This window comes from Micromonospora sp. WMMB235 (assembly GCF_001855515.1).
Taxonomy (GTDB): Bacteria; Actinomycetota; Actinomycetes; order Mycobacteriales; family Micromonosporaceae; genus Micromonospora; species Micromonospora aurantiaca.
In genome coordinates, this window is record NZ_MDRX01000001.1 from 3,584,884 (window position 1) to 3,604,797 (window position 19,914).

18 protein-coding genes are annotated in these 19,914 nt (G+C 71.8%); 11 read left to right on the forward strand and 7 right to left on the reverse strand.

The window, feature by feature from the left end; translation table 11 throughout:
- The first annotated feature begins 379 nt into the window (after nucleotides 1–379).
- The 4 genes from mycP to BFV98_RS32685 are packed head-to-tail and all read left to right on the forward strand — an operon-like array spanning nucleotide 380 to nucleotide 2,985.
- On the forward strand, nucleotides 380–1,495 hold the full coding sequence (gene mycP, locus BFV98_RS15200; protein WP_052166156.1) for a type VII secretion-associated serine protease mycosin: 1,116 nt from the start codon (nucleotides 380–382) through the stop codon (nucleotides 1,493–1,495).
- Between the two features lie 10 nt (nucleotides 1,496–1,505).
- A complete protein-coding gene (locus tag BFV98_RS15205; RefSeq protein WP_013284039.1) occupies nucleotides 1,506–2,162 on the forward strand; it encodes a nucleoside triphosphate pyrophosphatase in 657 nt (218 codons plus the stop codon).
- A gap of 9 nt (nucleotides 2,163–2,171) precedes the next feature.
- Nucleotides 2,172–2,825: an O-methyltransferase gene (locus BFV98_RS15210; RefSeq protein ID WP_013284038.1), complete on the forward strand. Its 654-nt coding sequence runs from the start codon at nucleotides 2,172–2,174 to the stop codon at nucleotides 2,823–2,825.
- A 25-nt stretch (nucleotides 2,826–2,850) separates the two neighbouring features.
- Nucleotides 2,851–2,985 (forward strand): hypothetical protein, encoded by a 135-nt coding sequence (locus BFV98_RS32685; RefSeq protein WP_255352853.1) that lies wholly within the window; start codon nucleotides 2,851–2,853, stop codon nucleotides 2,983–2,985.
- Between the two features lie 119 nt (nucleotides 2,986–3,104).
- On the opposite strand, the gene BFV98_RS15215 is transcribed toward BFV98_RS32685, so the two are convergent.
- The 4 genes from BFV98_RS15215 to BFV98_RS15230 form a co-directional block, all read right to left on the reverse strand.
- Complete coding sequence (locus BFV98_RS15215) at nucleotides 3,105–4,610, reverse strand: sugar MFS transporter (protein WP_071096821.1); 1,506 nt, start codon at nucleotides 4,608–4,610, stop codon at nucleotides 3,105–3,107.
- A 63-nt stretch (nucleotides 4,611–4,673) separates the two neighbouring features.
- The gene (locus BFV98_RS15220; RefSeq protein WP_013284036.1) at nucleotides 4,674–5,429 is read right to left on the reverse strand and encodes an ABC transporter permease; all 756 of its coding nucleotides are present in this window, start codon (nucleotides 5,427–5,429) and stop codon (nucleotides 4,674–4,676) included.
- A gap of 17 nt (nucleotides 5,430–5,446) precedes the next feature.
- A complete protein-coding gene (locus BFV98_RS15225; protein WP_071096823.1) occupies nucleotides 5,447–6,406 on the reverse strand; it encodes an ATP-binding cassette domain-containing protein in 960 nt (319 codons plus the stop codon).
- 127 nt (nucleotides 6,407–6,533) lie between these two features.
- Entirely contained in the window at nucleotides 6,534–7,124 is a 591-nt protein-coding gene (locus tag BFV98_RS15230) for a PadR family transcriptional regulator (RefSeq protein ID WP_013284034.1), read from the reverse strand.
- A 132-nt stretch (nucleotides 7,125–7,256) separates the two neighbouring features.
- Here BFV98_RS15230 and BFV98_RS15235 point away from each other — a divergent pair, with 132 nt between their 5' ends.
- Complete coding sequence (locus tag BFV98_RS15235; RefSeq protein ID WP_013473998.1) at nucleotides 7,257–9,008, forward strand: biotin carboxylase N-terminal domain-containing protein; 1,752 nt, start codon at nucleotides 7,257–7,259, stop codon at nucleotides 9,006–9,008.
- A 125-nt stretch (nucleotides 9,009–9,133) separates the two neighbouring features.
- Complete coding sequence (locus BFV98_RS15240) at nucleotides 9,134–10,573, forward strand: GuaB1 family IMP dehydrogenase-related protein (RefSeq protein WP_013284032.1); 1,440 nt, start codon at nucleotides 9,134–9,136, stop codon at nucleotides 10,571–10,573.
- 21 nt (nucleotides 10,574–10,594) lie between these two features.
- Here the strand turns inward: BFV98_RS15240 and BFV98_RS15245 are convergent, their stop codons facing one another.
- Complete coding sequence (locus BFV98_RS15245; protein WP_013473996.1) at nucleotides 10,595–11,134, reverse strand: TetR/AcrR family transcriptional regulator; 540 nt, start codon at nucleotides 11,132–11,134, stop codon at nucleotides 10,595–10,597.
- 85 nt (nucleotides 11,135–11,219) lie between these two features.
- On the opposite strand from BFV98_RS15245, the gene BFV98_RS15250 reads away from it, so the two are divergent.
- Nucleotides 11,220–11,663 carry a DoxX family membrane protein gene (locus tag BFV98_RS15250; protein WP_071096824.1) on the forward strand — a complete coding sequence of 148 codons (444 nt, stop codon included), beginning with the start codon at nucleotides 11,220–11,222 and terminating at the stop codon, nucleotides 11,661–11,663.
- A 44-nt stretch (nucleotides 11,664–11,707) separates the two neighbouring features.
- On the opposite strand, the gene BFV98_RS15255 is transcribed toward BFV98_RS15250, so the two are convergent.
- Entirely contained in the window at nucleotides 11,708–13,330 is a 1,623-nt protein-coding gene (locus tag BFV98_RS15255) for a DHA2 family efflux MFS transporter permease subunit (protein ID WP_071096826.1), read from the reverse strand.
- 53 nt (nucleotides 13,331–13,383) lie between these two features.
- Here BFV98_RS15255 and BFV98_RS15260 point away from each other — a divergent pair, with 53 nt between their 5' ends.
- The 4 genes from BFV98_RS15260 (at nucleotide 13,384) to BFV98_RS15275 (ending at nucleotide 18,284) form a co-directional block, all read left to right on the forward strand.
- Nucleotides 13,384–13,899 (forward strand): MarR family winged helix-turn-helix transcriptional regulator, encoded by a 516-nt coding sequence (locus tag BFV98_RS15260; RefSeq protein ID WP_013284028.1) that lies wholly within the window; start codon nucleotides 13,384–13,386, stop codon nucleotides 13,897–13,899.
- 61 nt (nucleotides 13,900–13,960) lie between these two features.
- Nucleotides 13,961–14,482, forward strand: coding sequence for a MarR family winged helix-turn-helix transcriptional regulator (locus tag BFV98_RS15265; protein WP_030270693.1), 522 nt, complete (start codon nucleotides 13,961–13,963; stop codon nucleotides 14,480–14,482).
- Entirely contained in the window at nucleotides 14,476–16,209 is a 1,734-nt protein-coding gene (locus BFV98_RS15270) for an ABC transporter ATP-binding protein (protein WP_013284026.1), read from the forward strand. The genes BFV98_RS15265 and BFV98_RS15270 overlap by 7 nt, the downstream gene beginning before the upstream one ends.
- Entirely contained in the window at nucleotides 16,206–18,284 is a 2,079-nt protein-coding gene (locus tag BFV98_RS15275; protein ID WP_071096827.1) for an ABC transporter ATP-binding protein, read from the forward strand. The genes BFV98_RS15270 and BFV98_RS15275 overlap by 4 nt, the downstream gene beginning before the upstream one ends.
- A gap of 70 nt (nucleotides 18,285–18,354) precedes the next feature.
- Here BFV98_RS15275 and thrS read toward each other — a convergent pair whose 3' ends face one another.
- Complete coding sequence (gene thrS, locus BFV98_RS15280) at nucleotides 18,355–19,569, reverse strand: threonine--tRNA ligase (protein WP_071096829.1); 1,215 nt, start codon at nucleotides 19,567–19,569, stop codon at nucleotides 18,355–18,357.
- Nucleotides 19,570–19,914 lie beyond the last annotated feature (345 nt).

Here is a 19,914-nt window from a genome sequence, read left to right on the forward strand (position 1 = left end):
GAGGCCCGGCAGTTGGGCTGCCACCTACGAATGGCGGCACGAGTGGACGACGAGTCAATCCGGTGGGCGGCGTGATTGGTGGAGGAGGGGCGGGAACTGCCCCAACTGGAGGTGCCGGCTCTCGACCGGGCACGGGAAGATTGCTCTCGTCCGGCACTCCGGGCGCCATCCCTTTGGGGGGAGGCCCCGGTTCGACAGCTTTTGGCCCGGCGAGCTTCAGTACGCCCACGACAAGAGCCAAGCCTCATACCGGAACCGATGATGAGAAATCATGGGATCCTGACGATCCTTGGCAAGTCACCGAGGGCGTCGATCCTGTCATGCGCCCACCCGATGACCGCCCCCCAGATCCGGGACCTGCAATCGGCCTCGATCGATAATGAACCTCTCCCTGGTAGTTCGCTTGGCCTCCGCCTGCCTAGCCAGCTCCGTCTTGGCCGCACCAGCGGCAGCAACGGCTCCAAATGTTCGTCAGGACCAGTGGCACCTCAGATTTCTGAACGCAGCTGCAGCTCAGGCAATGAGCGAGGGCGAGGGAGTAACCGTCGCAGTCCCGGACACAGGGATCGACCCTCATCCGGACTTGAGGGAAAACCTGCTTGCAGGCACCGATCTGTCGAGCGAAGGAGATGGTCGACAAGACCGAGACGGGCACGGCACATCCATGGCTGGCCTTATTGCGGCGCACGGGCAGCGTGACAACAGCGGTGCCCTCGGCGTGGCACCAAGGGCTAAGCTGCTGCCAATCCGCACACGACTCGTCGACGGCAGAGGAAGCGCAGACGAGCTGGCAGCGAGCGTGGAATGGGCGGTGGCTAACCACGCTGACGTAATCAGCATCTCGGCAGTAGCAGGGGCAACCAGTCGCCTGCAGGGCGCTATTCGATCAGCGCTAAAAGCGGAGATCGTCGTAGTTGCTGCGGTCGGCAATCAGCCAGAGGATCCGACTGTCGGCTACCCCGCGTCTGAGCCCGGCGTTATCGGCGTGGGTGGCATCGACAGGTCCGGGCTACACGCCCCAATCTCAGCCACCGGCCCTGAGATTGATCTAGTTGCTCCTGCTGTCGATATCTACAGCACCAGCTACGACGGCAAGTACTCGAAGGGCACAGGGACTTCCAGCGCCACTGCGATCGTTGCCGGGGCTGCTGCTCTCATCCGCTCCAAGTACCCCAACCTCCCTGCCCAGGAAGTCGCCCACCGGCTGACCGCCACCGCCGTCGACAAGGGGCCACCCGGCCGCGACGACCAGTACGGCTACGGCGTCATCGACCTGGTCGCCGCGCTCACCGCCGACGTACCGCCGCTCGGCTTCGAGTCCTCCAACGTCACGCCACCGGCGTCAGCGGAGGCAGCACCCGACAAGGGTGACGACGGCAGCGCGACCGTACGCGGGCTCGCCACCCTCGGTGTGCTGGTGGCGGCGGGCGGCGGGTACCTGTTCTGGCGGCGCCGCCGACGTGCCGACGACCCGCCGCCGAGGGTCAGCCGGTAGCGTCGGCGGGGTGTCGACCTCCGTACCGGTGCGCCTCGTGCTCGCCTCGCAGTCTCCCGCCCGCCGCAAGTTGCTCCAGGCCGCCGGGATCGAGCCGGACGTGCTGGTCAGCGGCGTGGACGAGTCGCAGGTGGTGAGCGATCGGGCCGAGGATCTGTGCCTGGAGCTGGCCCGGCTGAAGGCGCAGGCGGTACGTGATCGGCTGCGGCCCTCGCCGGACGAGCGCACGCTGGTGCTCGGCTGTGACTCGGTACTCGCCTTCGACGGCGAGATCCTCGGCAAGCCCGATGACGCGGCGGACGCCACCCGGCGGTGGCAGCGGATGCGCGGGCACAGCGGTGTCCTGCACACCGGGCACTGCCTGATCGACGTGACCCACGAGTCGCGCGCCGAGGCCGTCGCCTCGACCACCGTGCACTTCGCGGATGTCAGCGACGACGAGATCGCCGCGTACGTGGCGACGGGCGAGCCGCTGGCCGTGGCGGGCGCGTTCACCATCGACGGGCTGGGCGGGGCGTTCCTGACCGGGATCGAGGGTGACCCGGGCACGGTGGTGGGGTTGTCCCTGCCGTTGCTGCGCCGGCTGCTCGCCGAGGTGGAGCTGAGCATCGTCGACCTGTGGACGAAGATCGCGCCCGGGGGCCAGGAGATCGAACATCTCGGCTAACGTCCGGACATGACCACGAAGCCGCTGCCGCTCACCCCGGAACTGCACGCCTACCTGGTGGCCCACGGGTCCGCCCCGGACGAGATCGTCCAGGAGCTGGCCGAGGAGACCCGGGCGGCCCTGCCCGCCGAGGCGGTCATGCAGGTCGCGCCCGAACAGGCCGCGTTCCTGACGTTCCTGACCCGGCTGCTCGGCGTACGGCAGGCGGTCGAGGTCGGCACGTTCACCGGCCTCTCCTCGCTGGCCATCGCCCGAGGGCTGGCCGAGAACGGCCGGTTGACCTGCTTCGACATCTCCGAGGAGTACACGGGCGTGGCCCGGCGCTACTGGCAGCGCGCCGGTGTTCAGGACCGCATCGAGCTGCGCATCGGCCCGGCCGCGGAGACGCTGCGCGAGCTGCCCCGCGAGCGTTACCTGGACTTCGCGTTCATCGACGCGGACAAGGTCGGCTACCCGATCTACTGGGACGAGCTGGTGCCCCGCATGCGTCCCGGCGCGGTGATCGCCGTCGACAACACGCTGCGCGACGGCCGGGTGCTCGCCCCACGCAACGCCGACGACCGGGCGATCGCCGCGTTCAACGACGCGGTCATCGCGGACGTCCGCGTCGAGGCGGTCATGCTGCCGATCGCCGACGGGGTCACGCTCGCCCGGGTGCTCTGAGCCGACCGAACACAACCTCCCCGAAATGGCGGCATCCCTGAGCACCGGATACCGCCACCTCGCCGACATGGAGTCGATCAAGCCACCCGCACCAAGCAGGCAGCGCACGGCGGCCATGACACCCACCGCCGACGACCTCACACTCGCCCGGACGCGCTGAGCCGACCGAACACAACCTCCCCGAAGTGGCGGCATCCCTGAGCACCGGATACCGCCACCTCGCCGAAATGGCGGCATCCCTGAGCGCCGGAAGCCGCCACCTCGCCGACATGGAGTCGATCAAGCCGCGCGGACCGGCGCGGGGAGGGCACGGCCCAGCCGTACGGTCAGCAGCACCGCCACCGCGATGAACGCGGGCAGCAGCAGGAACGCCGGGTGCGGGCCGACGCCGTCGGCCACCCATCCGAGCGCCACCGGCGCGATCCCGAAACCCACACCCATCGAGTACGCGGACCAGCCCGCCGCCTTGTCCGCAGCCGGACCGGCGACGGCCAGCGCGATCGAGATCGCCAACGGGTAGTGCAGCGCGTTGCCGAGCCCGAGCACGACCAGCCCGGTGACCGCGAGCCAGCCGACGGTGCTGCCCCAGAACAGCGCGAACCCGGCCATCGAGACGGTGAGCGCGCCGAGCAGCAGCGGCACCGGCGCCCAGCGCAACGCGGCCCGGCCACCGGCGAGCCGGCCGGCGAACATGCCGCAGACGATCGCAGCGACCGCCGCCGACGCCCCGCCCGCGCTCAGCCCGGCATGGGTCCGCAGCACGTCGGCGGTCCACAACGACAGGCAGACCTCGATCGACCCGGTGACGGACATCAGAACCCAGGCGATCCAGTACGCACGCGGCAGCCGCCCCGCCGCACCGGAGCCGAAGGAGGAAACGGGCTCCCCGGAGGCGGGAACGGCCGAGGCCCGGACGGAGGAATCGGTGGCGACGGCCTCGACGGCACCGGAGGCGGGAACAACCGAAGCGGGCACGGCAGGAGCGGGCACGGCAGGAGCGGGCACGGCAGGAGCGGGCACGGCAGGAGCGGGCACGACCGAAGCAGGCACCACGGGAGCGGGGACGACGGGAGCAGGCACCACGGGACCGGGGACGACGGGAGCGGGGACGACGGGAGCAGGCACGACGGCCTCGGAAACCCCGGGAGCGGGGACAGCGGACACCCGGGTGGAGGCGGCCACGGAGACGGGTGTGCCGGCAGCCGCGTCAGCGGGGGCGGTTTTCGGCCCGCGTACCCGGAAGGTCAGGGCGGCGAGCGCGACGAGCGTGATCAGCCCGACCTCGACGGCCATCAGGGGTCGCCAGCCGAGACCGGCGTCGACGGTGGCGCCGATGGTCAGCGGCGCCAGGATGCCCATGCCGGCGCAGGCCGCGTTGGCCTCGGTGAGCGCGGCGGGGGCGGCGGGTCCGTGCCGGGCGGTGAGCACCACGCTGACGCCGCTGACGACCATCATGCCGAAGGTGGCGATGACCGCGACGGAGGCGAGCGTGGCCGGCAGCGGGCGGAGCAGGCCGAGCGCGGTGACTCCGGCAGCGACACCGGCGAGGCCGAGCCAGATGGCCGGGCCGCGGCCGAGGCGGCGGGCGACCGGGGCGAACAGCGCGCCGCCGGCGAGCGCGCCCACGGCGATGCCGGTGCTGTGCAGGCCGGCGACGGCGGCGCTGGTGCCCTGTTCGTCGCGGAGCAGGGGTACGACCGGGCCGAACCCGTAGAGGAAGAAGCCCCACAGACCGAGCTGGGCGTAGGTCAGCCAGGTGATCCGGTCACGGGTGAGGCGGGGCACCAGCCTTACGCTACGCGCGCCCGGCCGGTGCCCCGCCCCTGCTGAGAGGTAGGTCTCCCCTGCTCAGCGGACGCTGCGGGCGAACTGGCGGGCGGCCCAGAACACGCCTGCGGCGGCGAGCACCGCGATGATGCCGAGGCCCTGCCAGACGCGGTCGTTGCCGAGGTCGCCGTTGAACAGCGCACGGGTGCCCTCGACCGCCCAGGAGAACGGGTTCCACTTGGCCACGCCCTGGAGCCAGCCGGGGGCGAAGGTGAGCGGCAGCAGGATGCCGGAGAGCAGCAGCACCGGCTGCGCGACTGTGTTCATCAGTGGGGCGAGCGCGTCCTCGCTCTTGACCTTGAGCGCGATGCCGTAGGAGACGGCCGAGGTCATCAGCGCGATGAGGGCGAGCATCAGGTACGCCAGGAGCAGGTTGCCGATGAACACGCGCAGGTCGAACGCGAGCGCCAGCAGCGTGATGATGATCGCCTGAGCGATCAGCGAGACGACGTCGCGCAGCGAGCGGCCGAGCAGCAGGGCGAGCCGGCTGACCGGGGTGACCCGGGAGCGCTCGATCACGCCGGCGCGCAGCTCGGCGATCAGGCCGAACCCCTGGAACAGGCCGCCGAAGATGGCCAGCAGCACGAGCAGGCCGGGCACGAAGATCTTGTACGCGGCGGCCTGGGTGGGCGCGTTCAGCGCCGGCTTGAGCAGCGGGGCGAACAGGAGCAGGTACATCACCGGCTGGAAGACGCCGACGAAGATCCATACCGGGTTGCGCAGCAGCAGTTGCGTCTGGCGCTGGAAGATCAGCCAGGTGTCGCGGGCGAGTTTCATGACAGCTTCTCCGGGGGTCAGGACTCGCGCAGCGAGCGGCCGGTCTTGGTGAGGAAGACGTCGTCCAGGCTGGGGCGGTGCAGCTCGATCGAGCGCAGGTCCAGCCCGGCGTGGTCGAGGCGGCGCAGCACCTGCGGGATGGCGGTGGCGCCCTCGTCGACGTAGAGGCGCAGGCCGCCCTCGTCGACGGTCTCCAGCTTGCTCACGTACGCCTCGGTGTCGAGCAGTTCGGCGGCGCGCGGGGTGGTCGCGGCGTCCAGGCCGACGATCACCACCTCGCCGGAGATCTCCCGCTTCAGCTCGGCCGGTGTGCCCTCGGCGACCACCTCGCCGTGGTCCATGATCGCGATGCGGTCGCAGAGCGCGTCCGCCTCGTCCAGGTAGTGCGTGGTGATGAAGACGGTCATCCCCTCGGTACGGAGCCGGCGGATCTCGTCCCACATGTGCGCGCGGCTCTGCGGGTCGAGGCCGGTGGTCGGCTCGTCCAGGAAGACGATCTTCGGCTCGTGGATGATGCCGAGCGCGATCTCGACGCGTCGCCGTTGCCCGCCGGAGTAGGTCTTGCTCTTGCGGTCGGCGTACTCGGTGAGCTGGAAGGCTTCGAGGGCGCGCTCGGCGCGGCGGTGCGCCTCGGCCTTGCTGATGCCGTAGAGGCGGGCCTGGAGGACCAGCTCCTCACGGGCGCTCGACTCGTCCCAGGTGCTGCCGCCCTGGGCCACGTAACCGATCCGGCGGCGCACCTCGGCCGGGTTCTTGCGCAGGTCGGCGCCGGCCACAGTGGCCTCGCCGCCGTCCGGCTCGATGAGGGTGGCGAGCATCCGCAGCGTGGTGGTCTTGCCGGCGCCGTTGGGCCCGAGGAAGCCGAAGATCTCCCCCGCCGCCACGTCGAGGTTGACGCCGCGGACCGCGTCCACGGTCTTCGTCTCGCGACCCGCGCGGGAGCGGTACGACTTCCGCAACCCCCTGGTCTCGATCATTTCTGCTCCTGGTCGTCCGGGCGGACCTGAGCGGCCGCCGATCGTCCGCGAGGACGCACGAATCCCCCGCGATTCCCGCTGAGGCTAACGCGATATAGCTCTTTTGGTCAACGTTGATTATGTCGTGTCACCGTGATCCGTCGGACCAGCCCGACCAGCCCTCGGCCTGCTCCATCCCATCGGGCAGGTACGACACTCCCGACTCGATCCGCTCCGCGATCCGCTCGCACCAGGCCGTCTCCGCCTCGGCGCGGGCCAGCCACAGCTCGAACATCCACCCGACGTGCACCGGCTTGCGGGTGCGCACCCAGTCCGAGTCGAGCGAGGCCCGCATCGACTCCACCCCGGCCCGCAGCAGGTTCGCCCGGTTGCGCAGCGCCGCCGCGGCCTCGTCGCGGGGCATCGCCGGCAGGAATGAGAACGCCGCGACGAACGGATCGGGTGGCTCCTGGACCTGCCACCACTGCGCCCGCAGCAGCGTCTCGAACTCGTCCTCCCCCTTCGCCGTCACCTCGTACGTGGTGCGCGCCGGACGGGCGCCCACCTGCTCGACCGAGACGGTCCGCAGCAGGCCCTCGTCGGTGAGCTTGCGCAGCGCGTGGTAGATCGAGCCGGGCTGCACGTTCGCCCACTTGTCCGCGCTCCAACTGAGCAGTTCGCGGCGCACGTCGTAGCCGTGCACCGGCTGCATCCACCTGACCAGGCCGAGAATCATCATCCGCGTCGCCGACACGGGACAAGCGTAATAACCAAGTTTGACTACAGTGCCGCATCCCACACTGAGCGATCGTTAGGCTCCGCAGCTCGGCCGCTAAACTCCCGGCAACGACCTCCCGGGAGGAGCCACAAGGTGCGCAAGGTTCTCATCGCCAACCGCGGCGAGATCGCCGTCCGCGTCATCCGCGCCTGCCGCGACGCCGGGCTGGCCAGCGTCGCCGTCTACGCGGACTCCGACCGGGACGCCCTGCACGCCACGCTCGCCGACGAGGCGTACGCCCTCGGCGGCGACACCGCCGCGGACAGCTACCTGCGCATCGACAAGCTGATCGACGTGGCGGCCCGCTCCGGCGCGGACGCGGTGCACCCCGGCTACGGCTTCCTCTCCGAGAACGCCGACTTCGCCCAGGCCGTCATCGACGCCGGGCTGACCTGGATCGGCCCCACCCCGCAGGCGATCCGCGACCTGGGCGACAAGGTGACCGCCCGGCACATCGCGCAGCGCGCCGGCGCGCCGCTGGTGCCCGGCACCCCTGACCCGGTGGGCAACGCCGACGAGGTGATGGCGTTCGCCGTCGACCACGGCCTGCCGGTCGCCATCAAGGCCGCCTTCGGCGGTGGCGGGCGCGGCCTCAAGGTCGCCCGCACCATGGAGGAGATCCCGCACCTGTTCGAGTCGGCCACCCGCGAGGCGGTCGCCGCGTTCGGCCGCGGCGAGTGCTTCGTCGAGCGCTACCTGGACAAGCCGCGCCACGTCGAGGCGCAGGTACTGGCCGACCAGCACGGCAACGTGATCGTGGTGGGCACCCGGGACTGCTCGCTTCAGCGCCGGCACCAGAAGCTGGTCGAGGAGGCGCCCGCGCCGTTCCTCACCGACGCCCAGCGGGCCCAGATCCACGACAGCGCCAAGGCCATCTGCCGGGAGGCCGGCTACCACGGTGCCGGCACCGTGGAATACCTGGTCGGCGTGGACGGCACGATCTCGTTCCTGGAGGTCAACACTCGGCTCCAGGTCGAGCACCCGGTGACCGAGGAGACCGCCGGCATCGACCTGGTCCGCGAGCAGTTCCGCATCGCCGACGGGGAGAAGCTGCGCTTCACCGAGGACCCGACGCCGCGCGGGCACGCCATCGAGTTCCGCATCAACGGCGAGGACCCGGGCCGCAACTTCCTGCCCGCACCGGGCACCGTCACCGCCCTGCGCCTGCCCTCCGGGCCGGGCGTGCGGGTGGACACCGGCATCTCGGCCGGCGACGTGATCGGCGGCAACTTCGACTCGCTGCTGGCCAAGGTGATCATCGTCGGCGAGACGCGTACCGAGGCGCTGGAGCGGGCCCGCCGGGCGCTCGACGAGATGGTGGTCGACGGCATGGCCACGGCGCTGCCCTTCCACCGCCTGGTGATCCGCGACGAGGCGTTCACGGCCGAGCCGTTCACCGTGCACACCCGGTGGATCGAGACCGAGTGGGACAACACCGTACCGGCCTTCACCGCCACCGCCGGCGCCGCCGACGAGCCGGCCGAGCGCGAGACCGTCGTGGTCGAGGTGGGCGGCAAGCGGCTGGAGGTCGTCCTCCCCGCCGGGCTCGGCGCGGGTACGGCGGCAGCCGCACCCGCCGCGAAGAAGCCGGCCCGCCGGGGTGGCGGAGGCAAGGCGGGTGCCGCGGTCAGCGGTGACACGCTCACCTCCCCGATGCAGGGCACGATCGTGAAGATCGCCGTCGCCGACGGCGACGAGGTGGCCGAGGGCGAGCTGGTCGTGGTGCTGGAGGCGATGAAGATGGAGCAGCCGCTGCACGCGCACAAGGCCGGCACTGTCAGCGGGCTCGCCGCCGAGGTCGGCGCGGTGATCACCGCCGGCGCGGCGATCTGCACCATCGCCTGAGGTGTAAGGAAGGGCCCCTTCTTAACGCCTGAGGTAGAGAAGGGGCCCCTTCTTAACAGCGCGGGGCCGGGTGGTCTGAGCCACCACCGGGGGCGGGAGCGCCGCCGGGCGGGAATGATGGCCGGGTGCGGTTCCTTCACGGCGCGGTCCCCGCGCACGACCTGACCTACAACGACGTCTTCATGGCGCCCAACCGTTCCGAGGTGGGCTCCCGGCTCGACGTCGACCTGGCCACCACCGACGGGACCGGCACCACGATCCCGCTCGTGGTGGCGAACATGACAGCCGTCGCGGGCCGGCGGATGGCCGAGACCGTGGCCCGGCGCGGCGCGGTGGCGGTGATCCCGCAGGACATCCCGATCGAGGTCGTCGCCAACGTGGTCGGCTGGGTCAAGCAGCGGCACCTGGTGCACGACACGGCGATCACGCTCGGCCCGACCGACACCGTCGGCGACGCCATCCACCTGCTGCCCAAGCGTTCGCACGGCGCGGTGGTCGTGGTCGACGCGGACGGCCGGCCGATGGGTGTGGTGACCGAGGCGGACACCGTCGGGGTGGACCGCTTCGCCCAGCTCCGGCACGTGATGTCGACCGAGCTGCACACCGTTCCGGCGGACGCGGACCCGCGTACCGGATTCGACCGGCTGTCGGCGGGCCGGCGGCGGCTCGCGCCGGTGGTGGACGGAGACGGACGCCTGATCGGGGTGCTGACCCGGCAGGGCGCTCTGCGCGCCACGCTCTACAAGCCCGCAGTGGACGACCGGGGGCGGCTGCGGATCGCCGCCGCAGTGGGCATCAACGGCGACGTCACCGGCAAGGCCGCCGCGCTGCTGGAGGCCGGGGTGGACACGCTCGTCGTGGACACCGCGCACGGGCACCAGGAGCGGATGCTCCAGGCGCTGCGGGCGGTCCGCCGGCTGGACCCGCCGGTGCCGGTGGCGGCCGGGAACGTGGTGACCGCCGACGGCGTACGCGACCTGGTCGACGCGGGCGCGGACATCGTGAAGGTCGGCGTCGGACCGGGTGCGATGTGCACCACCCGGATGATGACCGGCGTGGGCCGCCCGCAGTTCTCCGCCGTGCTCGACTGCGCGGCGGCGGCCCGCTCGCTGGGGCGGCACGTCTGGGCCGACGGCGGCGTACGCCACCCGCGGGACGTGGCGCTGGCGCTCGCGGCGGGCGCCTCGAACGTGATGATCGGCTCCTGGTTCGCCGGCACCTACGAGTCCCCCGGCGACCTCTACACCGACGCCGACGGGCGGCGCTACAAGGAGAGCTTCGGCATGGCGTCGTCGCGTGCGGTGAGCGCCCGTACGGCCGAGGACAGCGCGTTCGACAGGGCCCGCAAGGCGATCTTCGAGGAGGGCATCTCCTCGGCCCGGATGTACCTGGACCCGAACCGGCCCGGCGTCGAGGACCTGATCGACGAGATCATCTCCGGCGTACGCAGCGCGTTCACGTACGCGGGGGCGCGCAGCCTGGAGGAGTTCCACGAGCGGGCGCTCGTCGGCGTGCAGAGCGCCGCCGGGTACACCGAGGGGATGCCGCTGCCCACGAGCTGGTGACGCCCCGACCGGCCCGCCGGCTCAGTCGAACAGTCGCTTGATCACGGTACGGGCGGCGGCCTCCGGGTCGTCGCCCACCCGTGGTGGCAGCGCGCCGGAGAGCCAGAGCGTGGCGAAGCCGTGCACGATCGACCAGGCGGCGAGCGCGTCCGCGTCCGGCTCCCGCCCGGTGTGCCGGGCCACCCCCTCGCGCAGCACCTCCCCCGACCGGGCGCGGGCGGCGACCAGCTCCGGGTCGTCGGCCCGGTACAGCTCGGGCCGGAACATGACGTCGAAGTGCGCGCGGTGCCGCACCGCGAACCCGACGTAGGCCACGCCGGTGTCGAGCAGGTCGTCCCCGGCCTGCCGCAGCGCGTCGGCGAGCAGGTCGAAGCCCTGCGTGGCGAGCGCGGTGAGCAGCCCGGCCTTGTCGCCGAAGTGGTGCGCGGGCGCGGCGTGCGAGACGCCGGCGCGCCGGGCCAGTTCACGCAGGCTCAGCGCGGCCGGCCCGGACTCGGCGATCGCCTCGGCTGCGGTGCTCAGCAGGACGCGGCGGAGGTCGCCGTGGTGGTACGAGGCCATGCCGTCACCCTAACTTGTCATTGACAAGATGGCACCCGTTGACGCAATCTTGTCAGCGACAAGATATTCGTCGGAGGGATCGACAATGGCACCCCTGATCGCACTCCTCGCCGGCACCGCGCTGGCCCGGATCGCCGGCCTGCTCGGCGTGGACGCCCTGGACGGGTGGCACCCCGCGCTGCGGGTGGGGCTGGCGCTGATGTTCGTGCTGACCGGCGTGGCCCACTTCGCGTCCCGCCGGGCCGACCTGATCGCGATGGTCCCGCCGTCGCTGCCCCGGCCCGGCCTGCTGGTCACAGTCACCGGCGTGCTGGAACTCGCCGGCGCGCTCGCCCTGCTGTTCCCGGCCACCGCGCGCCCGGCTGCGGCCGGGCTGGTGCTGCTGATGCTCGCCATGTTCCCGGCGAACGTGTCCGCAGCTCGGCGTCACCTCACGCTCGCCGGCCGCCCGGTGACGCCGCTCGGCGTCCGTACGGTGCTCCAGGTCGTCTTCGTGGCCGCGGCGCTGACGGTCGCCCTCGGCGGATGAGCCGACGGCATGCCCGGCCGGGACGGCCCCGGCGGGGACGCGGCTCAGGCCCGGGACGGCTCCGCCTCGGCGGGCGGGGACTCCCCGGTCTCCTCATGGCGCACCGTCGGCAGGCGCATGCAGGCGACCAGGCCGATCAGCAGGAACCCGGCGCCCGCGAAGGCCGCGTACCTGGTGGCGTCGGAGAACGCCTGCTTCGCCTCCTCCGCGATCGGGGCGGTACGCGGGTCCGCCTCCAACCCGGTGATCGCCGCACCGGCGCTCTCCTTGACCGCGCTCACCACCTGGTCCCGCTGGACCGGGGTGAGTCCGGGCTGGTCGGCCAGGCGGTCGCCGAGGATCCCGCCGAGACCGGCGAAGAGCACGGTGCCGAGCACCGCGATGCCGAGCGCGGAGCCGACCTGCCGGGCGGTGCTCTGCAGGCCCGAGCCCTGGCCGCTGAGGCGTACCGGCACCTGCGACAGCGAGACGCCGGTGAGCTGGGCGGTGGCCAGGCCGACGCCGACGCCGTACACGAACAGGAAGCCCAGCGGCGCCCACCAACTGGTGTCCGGCGCGACCACGAACCCGAGCCCGGCCACGCCGACCAGTTCGGCGGCCACACCGAGCTGGACCACCCGGGCCGCGCCCCAGCGCTGGGTCAGCGGCGCGCCGATGCCGCTGGCCAGGAAGCTGCCGACGGCGAGCGGCAGCAGCGCCAGGCCGGTCCGGAAGGCGCTGTAGCCGAGCACGTTCTGAAACCACAGCGGCAGCGCGAACAGCAGGCCGAACTCGCCCAGGCTGACGATCGCGGCGGCCAGGATGCCGTTGCGGAACGAACCGATGCCGAACAACGACAGGTCGAGCAGCGCCGGGCGGCCGGCCCGGTTGCGGCGTACCTGCTGGGCCAGGAAGATGCCGAGCGCGACGAGACCCACCAGCGCGGCCACCGGCACCGGCGAGATCGACGCGGTCCAGTCCAGCCCGAACAGGCGCAACGGCCGCTCCCGTTCCCACCAGCCGTAGGTGCGGCCCTCGATCAGCGCGAAGACCACGCCGGTCATGCCGACCACCGAGAGCAGCGCGCCGAGCAGGTCCAGCCCGCGCTCGGCCCGCTCGTCGCGGGACTCGGCCACGAGCACGAGCGTCGCGACGATCACGGCCAGGCCGACCGGCACGTTGATGCCGAAGGCCCACCGCCAGGAGTACGTGGTGGTGAGCCAGCCGCCGAGCAGCGGCCCGAGCGCCGCCGCGCCACCGATCGTGGAGCCCCAGACGGCGAACGCGATGCCCTTCTCCCGGCCGGTGAAGTTGGCGTTGAGCAGGGAGAGCGAGGTGGGCAGCATCATCGCCCCGCCGACACCCTGGAGCACCCGGGAGGCGATGAGTGTCTCGCCGGAGCCGGCGAGCGCCGCGAGCACGCTCGCGACCACGAACACGGTGACGCCGACGAGGAACATCCGCCGCCGCCCGGACCGGTCGGCGAAGCGACCGGCGACCAGCAGCAGCGCCGCGAAGACCAGGGTGTACGCCTCCTGCACCCACTGCGCGTCGGTGGAGGTGATGTCGAGGTCCCGGATGATCTGCGGCACCGCGACGTTCACGATCGTGGCGTCCACGATGATCATCGCTACGCCGAGGCTGATGGCCAGCAGCCCGAACCAGCGTCCGCGCCCGTCGCCGCGCATCTCGCCCTCCTTTAGCTAGATTTTCTAGCTACCCGAGATGCTAGCTTTATCCCATGGAAGGGGTGCCGTCAACCGGAGAGCCCGCGCCGGGTCCGCCGCCGAGCAGCGAGGCCTCCCGCGCGCTGCGCGACGTGCTGCGGATCGCGGGTGACACCCGGGCCGCGCTGGCCCGCCGCCTGGGCCTCAACGCCACCGACGCCGCGGCGATCGACCACCTGGTCTCCAGCCCGGAGCCACTGGGCCCGGTGGAACTGGGCAACCGGCTCGGCATCCGGTCCGCCTCGGCGACCACGCTCGTCGACCGGCTCGTGCAGGCCGGCCACGTCGCCCGGACCCCGCACCCGCACGACAGGCGGCGACTCAGCCTCCAGGTGACCGAGAGCGCTGTGAGCGAGGTGCTGGAGGCGCTGCGCCCGATGCTCGTCGGCGTCGACCGGGCGGTCGCCCGGCTCACGCCCGAGCAGGCCGAGGCCACCACCGCGTTCCTGCGCGAGGTCACCGAGGTGATGCGGGAGTACGTCGCCACCGCCCCCGACGAGCCGTCCCGGGCACGCGCCGACCGCGGCTGAGGAGATTCTCAGAAATAGTTTGGGGCCTGATGGTTCGGGAGCTAATCTGACGCTCGTGAACATGGGCCCGCTCGTCCGCTTCCCCGACGCGTTGCACCACGCGCCACTCGGCCGGCTGATCTCGATCGCCGGTCACGTCGTCGAGCAGCACTGGGGGCGTTACCTGGCCGAACACCACGGGCTCACGTCCGCCGGCATGCGGGTCCTGATGATCCTCCTCCGTTCCGGCGACGTGAGCCACCGGGAAATGGCCGAGCTGTGCTTCGTCCGGCCCGCCACGCTCACCGGCATCGTGGACACCCTCGAACGCGACGGCTTCGTCAGCCGCCGTCGCGACCCGGAGGACCGCCGCACGGTCCGGCTCACGCTGACCGACAAGGGCGGCGAGCACGCCCGCGCCATCATCGACATGATCCACAGCGACCGGCCGTTGACGTCGGTCGACGCCGACCCGGCCAACCGGGCGGTGATCCGCCAGTTCCTGATCGAAATCATCACCGGCATGTCCGACGGGGACCTCCGTCGGTTGAACCGGGACAGCGAGTCCGACACCGAGCCGCCAACGGGGAGCCATCCGTGTTGATCCGCCTGCTCCGCTCACATCTGCACCCGTACCGACGATGGCTGGCCGCCGTGGTGGCCTTCCAGTTCGTCGGCACCATCGCCTCGCTCTACCTGCCCAGCCTGAACGCCGACATCATCGACCGGGGCGTCGCCGTCGGCGACACCGACCAGATCCTGCGTACGGGCGGGTGGATGCTGGTGGTCAGCCTGCTCCAGATCGCCTGTTCGATCGCCGCCGTCTACTTCGGCGCGAAGACCGCGATGGCGTTCGGCCGCGACGTACGCGGCTCGATCTTCCGCCGCGTCAACAGCTTCTCCGCCCGCGAGGTCGCCCGGTTCGGAGCGCCGTCCCTGATCACCCGCAACACCAACGACGTCCAGCAGGTGCAGATGCTGGTGCTGCTGAGCTGCACCATGCTGGTGGCCGCGCCGATCATGAGCGTCGGCGGCGTGGTGATGGCGCTGCGCGAGGACGTCGGGCTCTCCTGGCTGATGCTGGTCTGCGTACCGGTGCTCGCAGTCGCGCTGGGCCTGATCATCCGCCGGATGGTGCCGGGCTTCCGGCTCATGCAGACCCGGATCGACACCGTCAACCGGGTGCTGCGCGAGCAGATCACCGGCATCCGGGTCGTCCGGGCGTTCGTCCGTGAGCCGTACGAGACCGACCGGTTCCGGGTCGCGAACACCGACCTGACCACCACCGCGCTGCGGATCGGACGGCTCCAGGCGCTGATCTTCCCGATCGTGATGCTGGTGCTGAACGTCTCCAGCGTCGCCGTGCTCTGGTTCGGCGCGGCACGGGTCGACTCCGGTCAGATCCAGGTCGGCGCGCTCACCGCGTTCCTGCAATACCTGATGCAGATCCTGATGGCGGTCATGATGGCCACCTTCATGCTGATGATGGTGCCCCGGGCCGCGGTCTGCGCCGAGCGCATCGAGGAGGTGCTGGACACCGACTCGTCGGTGGTGCCGGCGACCGACCCGGTCACCGAGGTCACCGGCCGCGGCGAGCTGGAACTACGCGGCGCCGGATTCCAGTACCCGGGCGCCAGCGCGCCGGTGCTGCACGACATCTCGTTCCGCGCCGAACCGGGCCGGACCACAGCGATCATCGGTTCCACAGGCGCCGGCAAGACCACGCTGCTCACGCTCATCCCCCGGCTGGTCGACCCGACCGCCGGCGCGGTCCTGGTCGACGGCGTGGACGTACGGGACCTGGCCCCGGACGAGCTGTGGCGGCGGATCGGGCTGGTGCCCCAGCGGCCGTACCTGTTCACCGGCACCGTCGCCAGCAACCTGCGCTACGGCAACCCGGACGCCACCGACGCGGACCTCTGGGCCGCGCTGGAGATCGCCCAGGCGCGTGACTTCGTCACCGAGATGCCGGGCGGGCTGGAGGCGCCGATCGCGCAGGGCGGCACCAACGTCTCCGGCGGCCAGCGGCAACGCCTGGCCATCGCCCGCGCGCTCGTCCGCAAGCCGGAGATCTATCTCTTCGACGACTCCTTCTCCGCGCTCGACCTCGGCACGGACGCCCGGCTGCGGGCCGCCCTCAAGCCGGTCACCGCGGACGCGGCGGTGGTGATCGTGGCCCAGCGGGTCTCCACGATCATCGACGCCGACCAGATCATCGTGCTCGAGGACGGGGGTGTCGTCGGGATGGGACGACATGAGGAACTGCTGGAGAGCTGCCCCACGTACGCCGAGATCGTCGCGTCGCAGCAGACGGCGGAGGTGGCCGCGTGAGCGCGCCGACCGGGGGGAACAGCGGGACGCCACCGGTTCCGCAGCAGAAGAACGAGCCGACGCGGCTGCCGCCGGCCGGACGGCGCCCCGCTGGCGGCCCGCCGCACATGAGCATGGGTATGCCGGCCGAGAAGGCGATGAACTTCGGGCCCTCGGCACGGCGGCTGCTGGCACGGCTGCGGCCGTACCGGCTCCAGCTCACCGGCGTGCTCGCGCTGGCCCTGGCCAGCGTCGGGCTCAGCGTCATCGGACCGAAGGTGCTCGGCCACGCCACCGACATCATCTTCAGCGGGGTGATCGGGCGTCAGCTGCCGCCCGGCACCACCACCGAGGCGGCGGCGGAGGCGGCCCGCGCCGAGGGCAACGGCAACTTCGCCGACATGCTGGCCCGGATGGACGTGATCCCGGGGACCGGCATCGACTTCGACGCGCTGGGCCGGGTGCTGGCGTTCGCTGTCGTGCTCTACATCGGCGCCAGCATGCTCCAGTGGGCGCAGGGCTGGGTGCTCAACGGGGTGGTGCAGCGCACCGTGCTGACGCTGCGCGCCGACGTGGAGGACAAGCTCAACCGGCTGCCGCTGCCCTACTTCGACAAGCAGCCCCGCGGTGAGCTGCTGAGCCGCGTCACGAACGACATCGACAACGTGTCGCAGACGCTCCAGCAGACGCTGAGCCAGTTGCTCACGTCGCTGCTCACCGTCGTCGGCGTACTCGGGATGATGTTCTGGATCTCGCCGTTGCTGGCGGTCGTCGCGCTCGTCGCGGTGCCGATGTCGGTGGTGGTCACCAGCCTGATCGCCAAGCGGTCGCAGGGCAAGTTCATCGCCCAGTGGAAGCACACCGGCGAGCTGAACGGCCAGATCGAGGAGGCGTACACCGGGCACGAGCTGGTCAAGGTCTTCGGCCGGCAGAAGGAGGTCGAGGCCGCCTTCCACGCCAAGAACGAGGAGCTGTTCCGGGCCGGCTTCGGCGCGCAGTTCGTCTCCGGGCTGATCATGCCGGCGATGTTCTTCATCGGGAACCTCAGCTACGTCGCGATCGCCGTGGTCGGCGGCCTGCGGGTGGCGTCGGGCTCGATGAGCCTCGGTGACGTGCAGGCGTTCATCCAGTACTCGCGGCAGTTCACCCAGCCGCTCACCCAGGTCGCGTCGATGGCCAACCTGCTGCAGTCCGGGGTCGCCTCGGCCGAGCGGGTCTTCGCCGTGCTCGACGCCGACGAGCAGAGCCCCGACCCGGCCGAGCCGGCCCGGGTCGCCGACCCGCACGGGCGGGTCGAGTTCGAGCACGTCTCCTTCCGGTACGACCCGGAGAAGCCGCTCATCGACGACCTGTCGCTGGTCGCCGAGCCGGGTCACACGGTCGCCATCGTCGGTCCCACCGGCGCCGGCAAGACCACACTGGTCAACCTGGTCATGCGGTTCTACGAGCTGGACGCCGGGCGGATCACGCTGGACGGGGTGGACATCTCCACGATGCGCCGCGACGACCTGCGCGGCCGGATCGGCATGGTGCTCCAGGACACCTGGCTGTTCGGCGGGACCATCCGGGACAACATCGCCTACGGCCGGCCGGACGCCACCGAGGAGGAGATCCTCGCCGCCGCCCGGGCGACCTTCGTGGACCGGTTCGTCCGCAGCCTGCCGGACGGCTACGACACGGTGATCGACGAGGAGGGCAGCAACGTCAGCGCCGGGGAGAAGCAGCTCATCACCATCGCTCGGGCGTTCCTGGCCGAGCCGTCGCTGCTGATCCTGGACGAGGCGACCAGCTCGGTGGACACCCGGACCGAGGTGCTGCTCCAGCGCGCCATGGCGGCGCTGCGCTCGGACCGGACGAGCTTCGTCATCGCGCACCGGCTCTCCACCATCCGCGACGCCGACCTGATCCTGATGATGGAGCAGGGCCGGATCGTCGAGCAGGGCACCCACGACCAGCTCGTCGCCGCCGGTGGCGCGTACGCCCGGCTCTACCGGGCGCAGTTCAGCGGCGCGGTGATCGAGGACGAGGTGCCGGCGCCCGCCCCGGCCGGCCCGCCGGGGATGCGTGCCGGCGCCGGCACGCCGGTCGGGAACTGACGTGGACCCGGCCACAGGTCCGGCACCGGTCCCCGTCCGGGTGCCTCACCGGCACCCGGACGGGCCGGGGTCAGGCCGGGAGCAGCGCCGCCGACCGGCTCGCGACCACCGCGCCGATCAGGCCCAGCGCCTCGGCGGCGGGCATCGGGTCGAGCACCCGGCCGTCGCGCAGGCGCAGCGAGACCGAACCGTCGGCCGCCTCCCGGGGGCCGAGGACCCCGGTGTACGGGACGCGGCGGCGGGACGCGTCCCGGATCCGGGCGCCGAGCGAACCGGCGTGGTCCACCTCGGCCCGCAGCCCGGCCGCCTCGGCCCAGCGGGCCAGCCCGACGGCCGCGTCGGCCTGCGCCGCGTCCACCGGGAGCAGCAGCAACTGCACCGGGGCGTACCAGGCGGGGAACGCGCCCTCGTGCACCTCGATCAGGTACGCGAACAGCCGCTCCATGCTGCCGACCAGGCTGCGGTGCACCATCACCGGCCGTTTCCGGCGGCCGTCCGAGTCGGTGTACGACAGGTCGAACCGCTCCGGCTTGTCGAAGTCGAGCTGCACGGTGGAGATGGTCGACTCCCGGCCGGCCGCGTCCACGATCTGAATGTCGATCTTCGGGCCGTAGAACGCGGCCTCCCCCGGCGCCTCGACGACGTCCACCCCGTCGAGCGCCGCGCGGAGCAGTTCCTCGGCCCGCGCCCAGCCGGCGTCGTCGCCCACGTACCGCTGACCCGGCCCGCGCAGCGACAACCGCAACCCGGCGGGACGGACGCCGAGCGCGGCGTGCGCCTCGCCGATCAGCCGCAGGATCTCGCGGACCTCGTCACCGACCTGCTCCAGGGCGCAGAAGTTGTGCGCGTCGTTGAGCGAGATGGCCCGCACCCGGGACAGCCCGCCGAGCACACCGGAACGCTCCGCCCGGTACATGCCGCCCAGCTCGGCGACCCGCAGCGGCAACTCCCGGTAGGAGCGGCCGCGGGCGCGGAACACGAGCGCGTGGTGCGGGCAGAGCGCCGGGCGCAGCACGAACTCGTCGTCGGCGCTCAGCCGCATCGGCGGGAACATGTCGTCGGCGAAGTAGCCCAGGTGCCCGGACAGCTCGAACAGTTCCCGCTTACCGAGCGGCGGCGAGTAGACGTGCCGGTAGCCGGCCCGGCGTTCCAGCTCCCGGACGTACTCCTCGACGGCGTGCCGGGCGGCGGCGCCGGCCGGCAGCCAGATCGGCAGCCCGGCGCCCGCGAGCGGGTCGGAGACGAACAGCTCCAGGTCCCGGCCGAGCCTGCGGTGGTCGATCATGTCGCTCTCCTTGATCGGGTACGACCCGGAGGCGAGCAGGCCCGGAACGCCGCGAGGCCCCGGAGCGGATCGCCCCGGGGCCTCGTCGACGGAAACGTCAGTGCGGCGCGCCGGGAACACCCGGCGTCGTGGTCACTACCGCGCTGCGCATGCCCGAACGATAGGCACGCGGGTATCGACGGCGCATCTGAGTTTCGGAGAGTGGGTGCGGGTCGCCGGCACGGGACCTGCCGGCGACCCGCGGCGGCCCGGGCATCGGGAACGGGGGACCCGACGGCTCCGGTGCCGCGTCCGACCAACGGTACGCCGGGAATCGACGATGCGCCGCCCCGCCCCGGCGCGTAT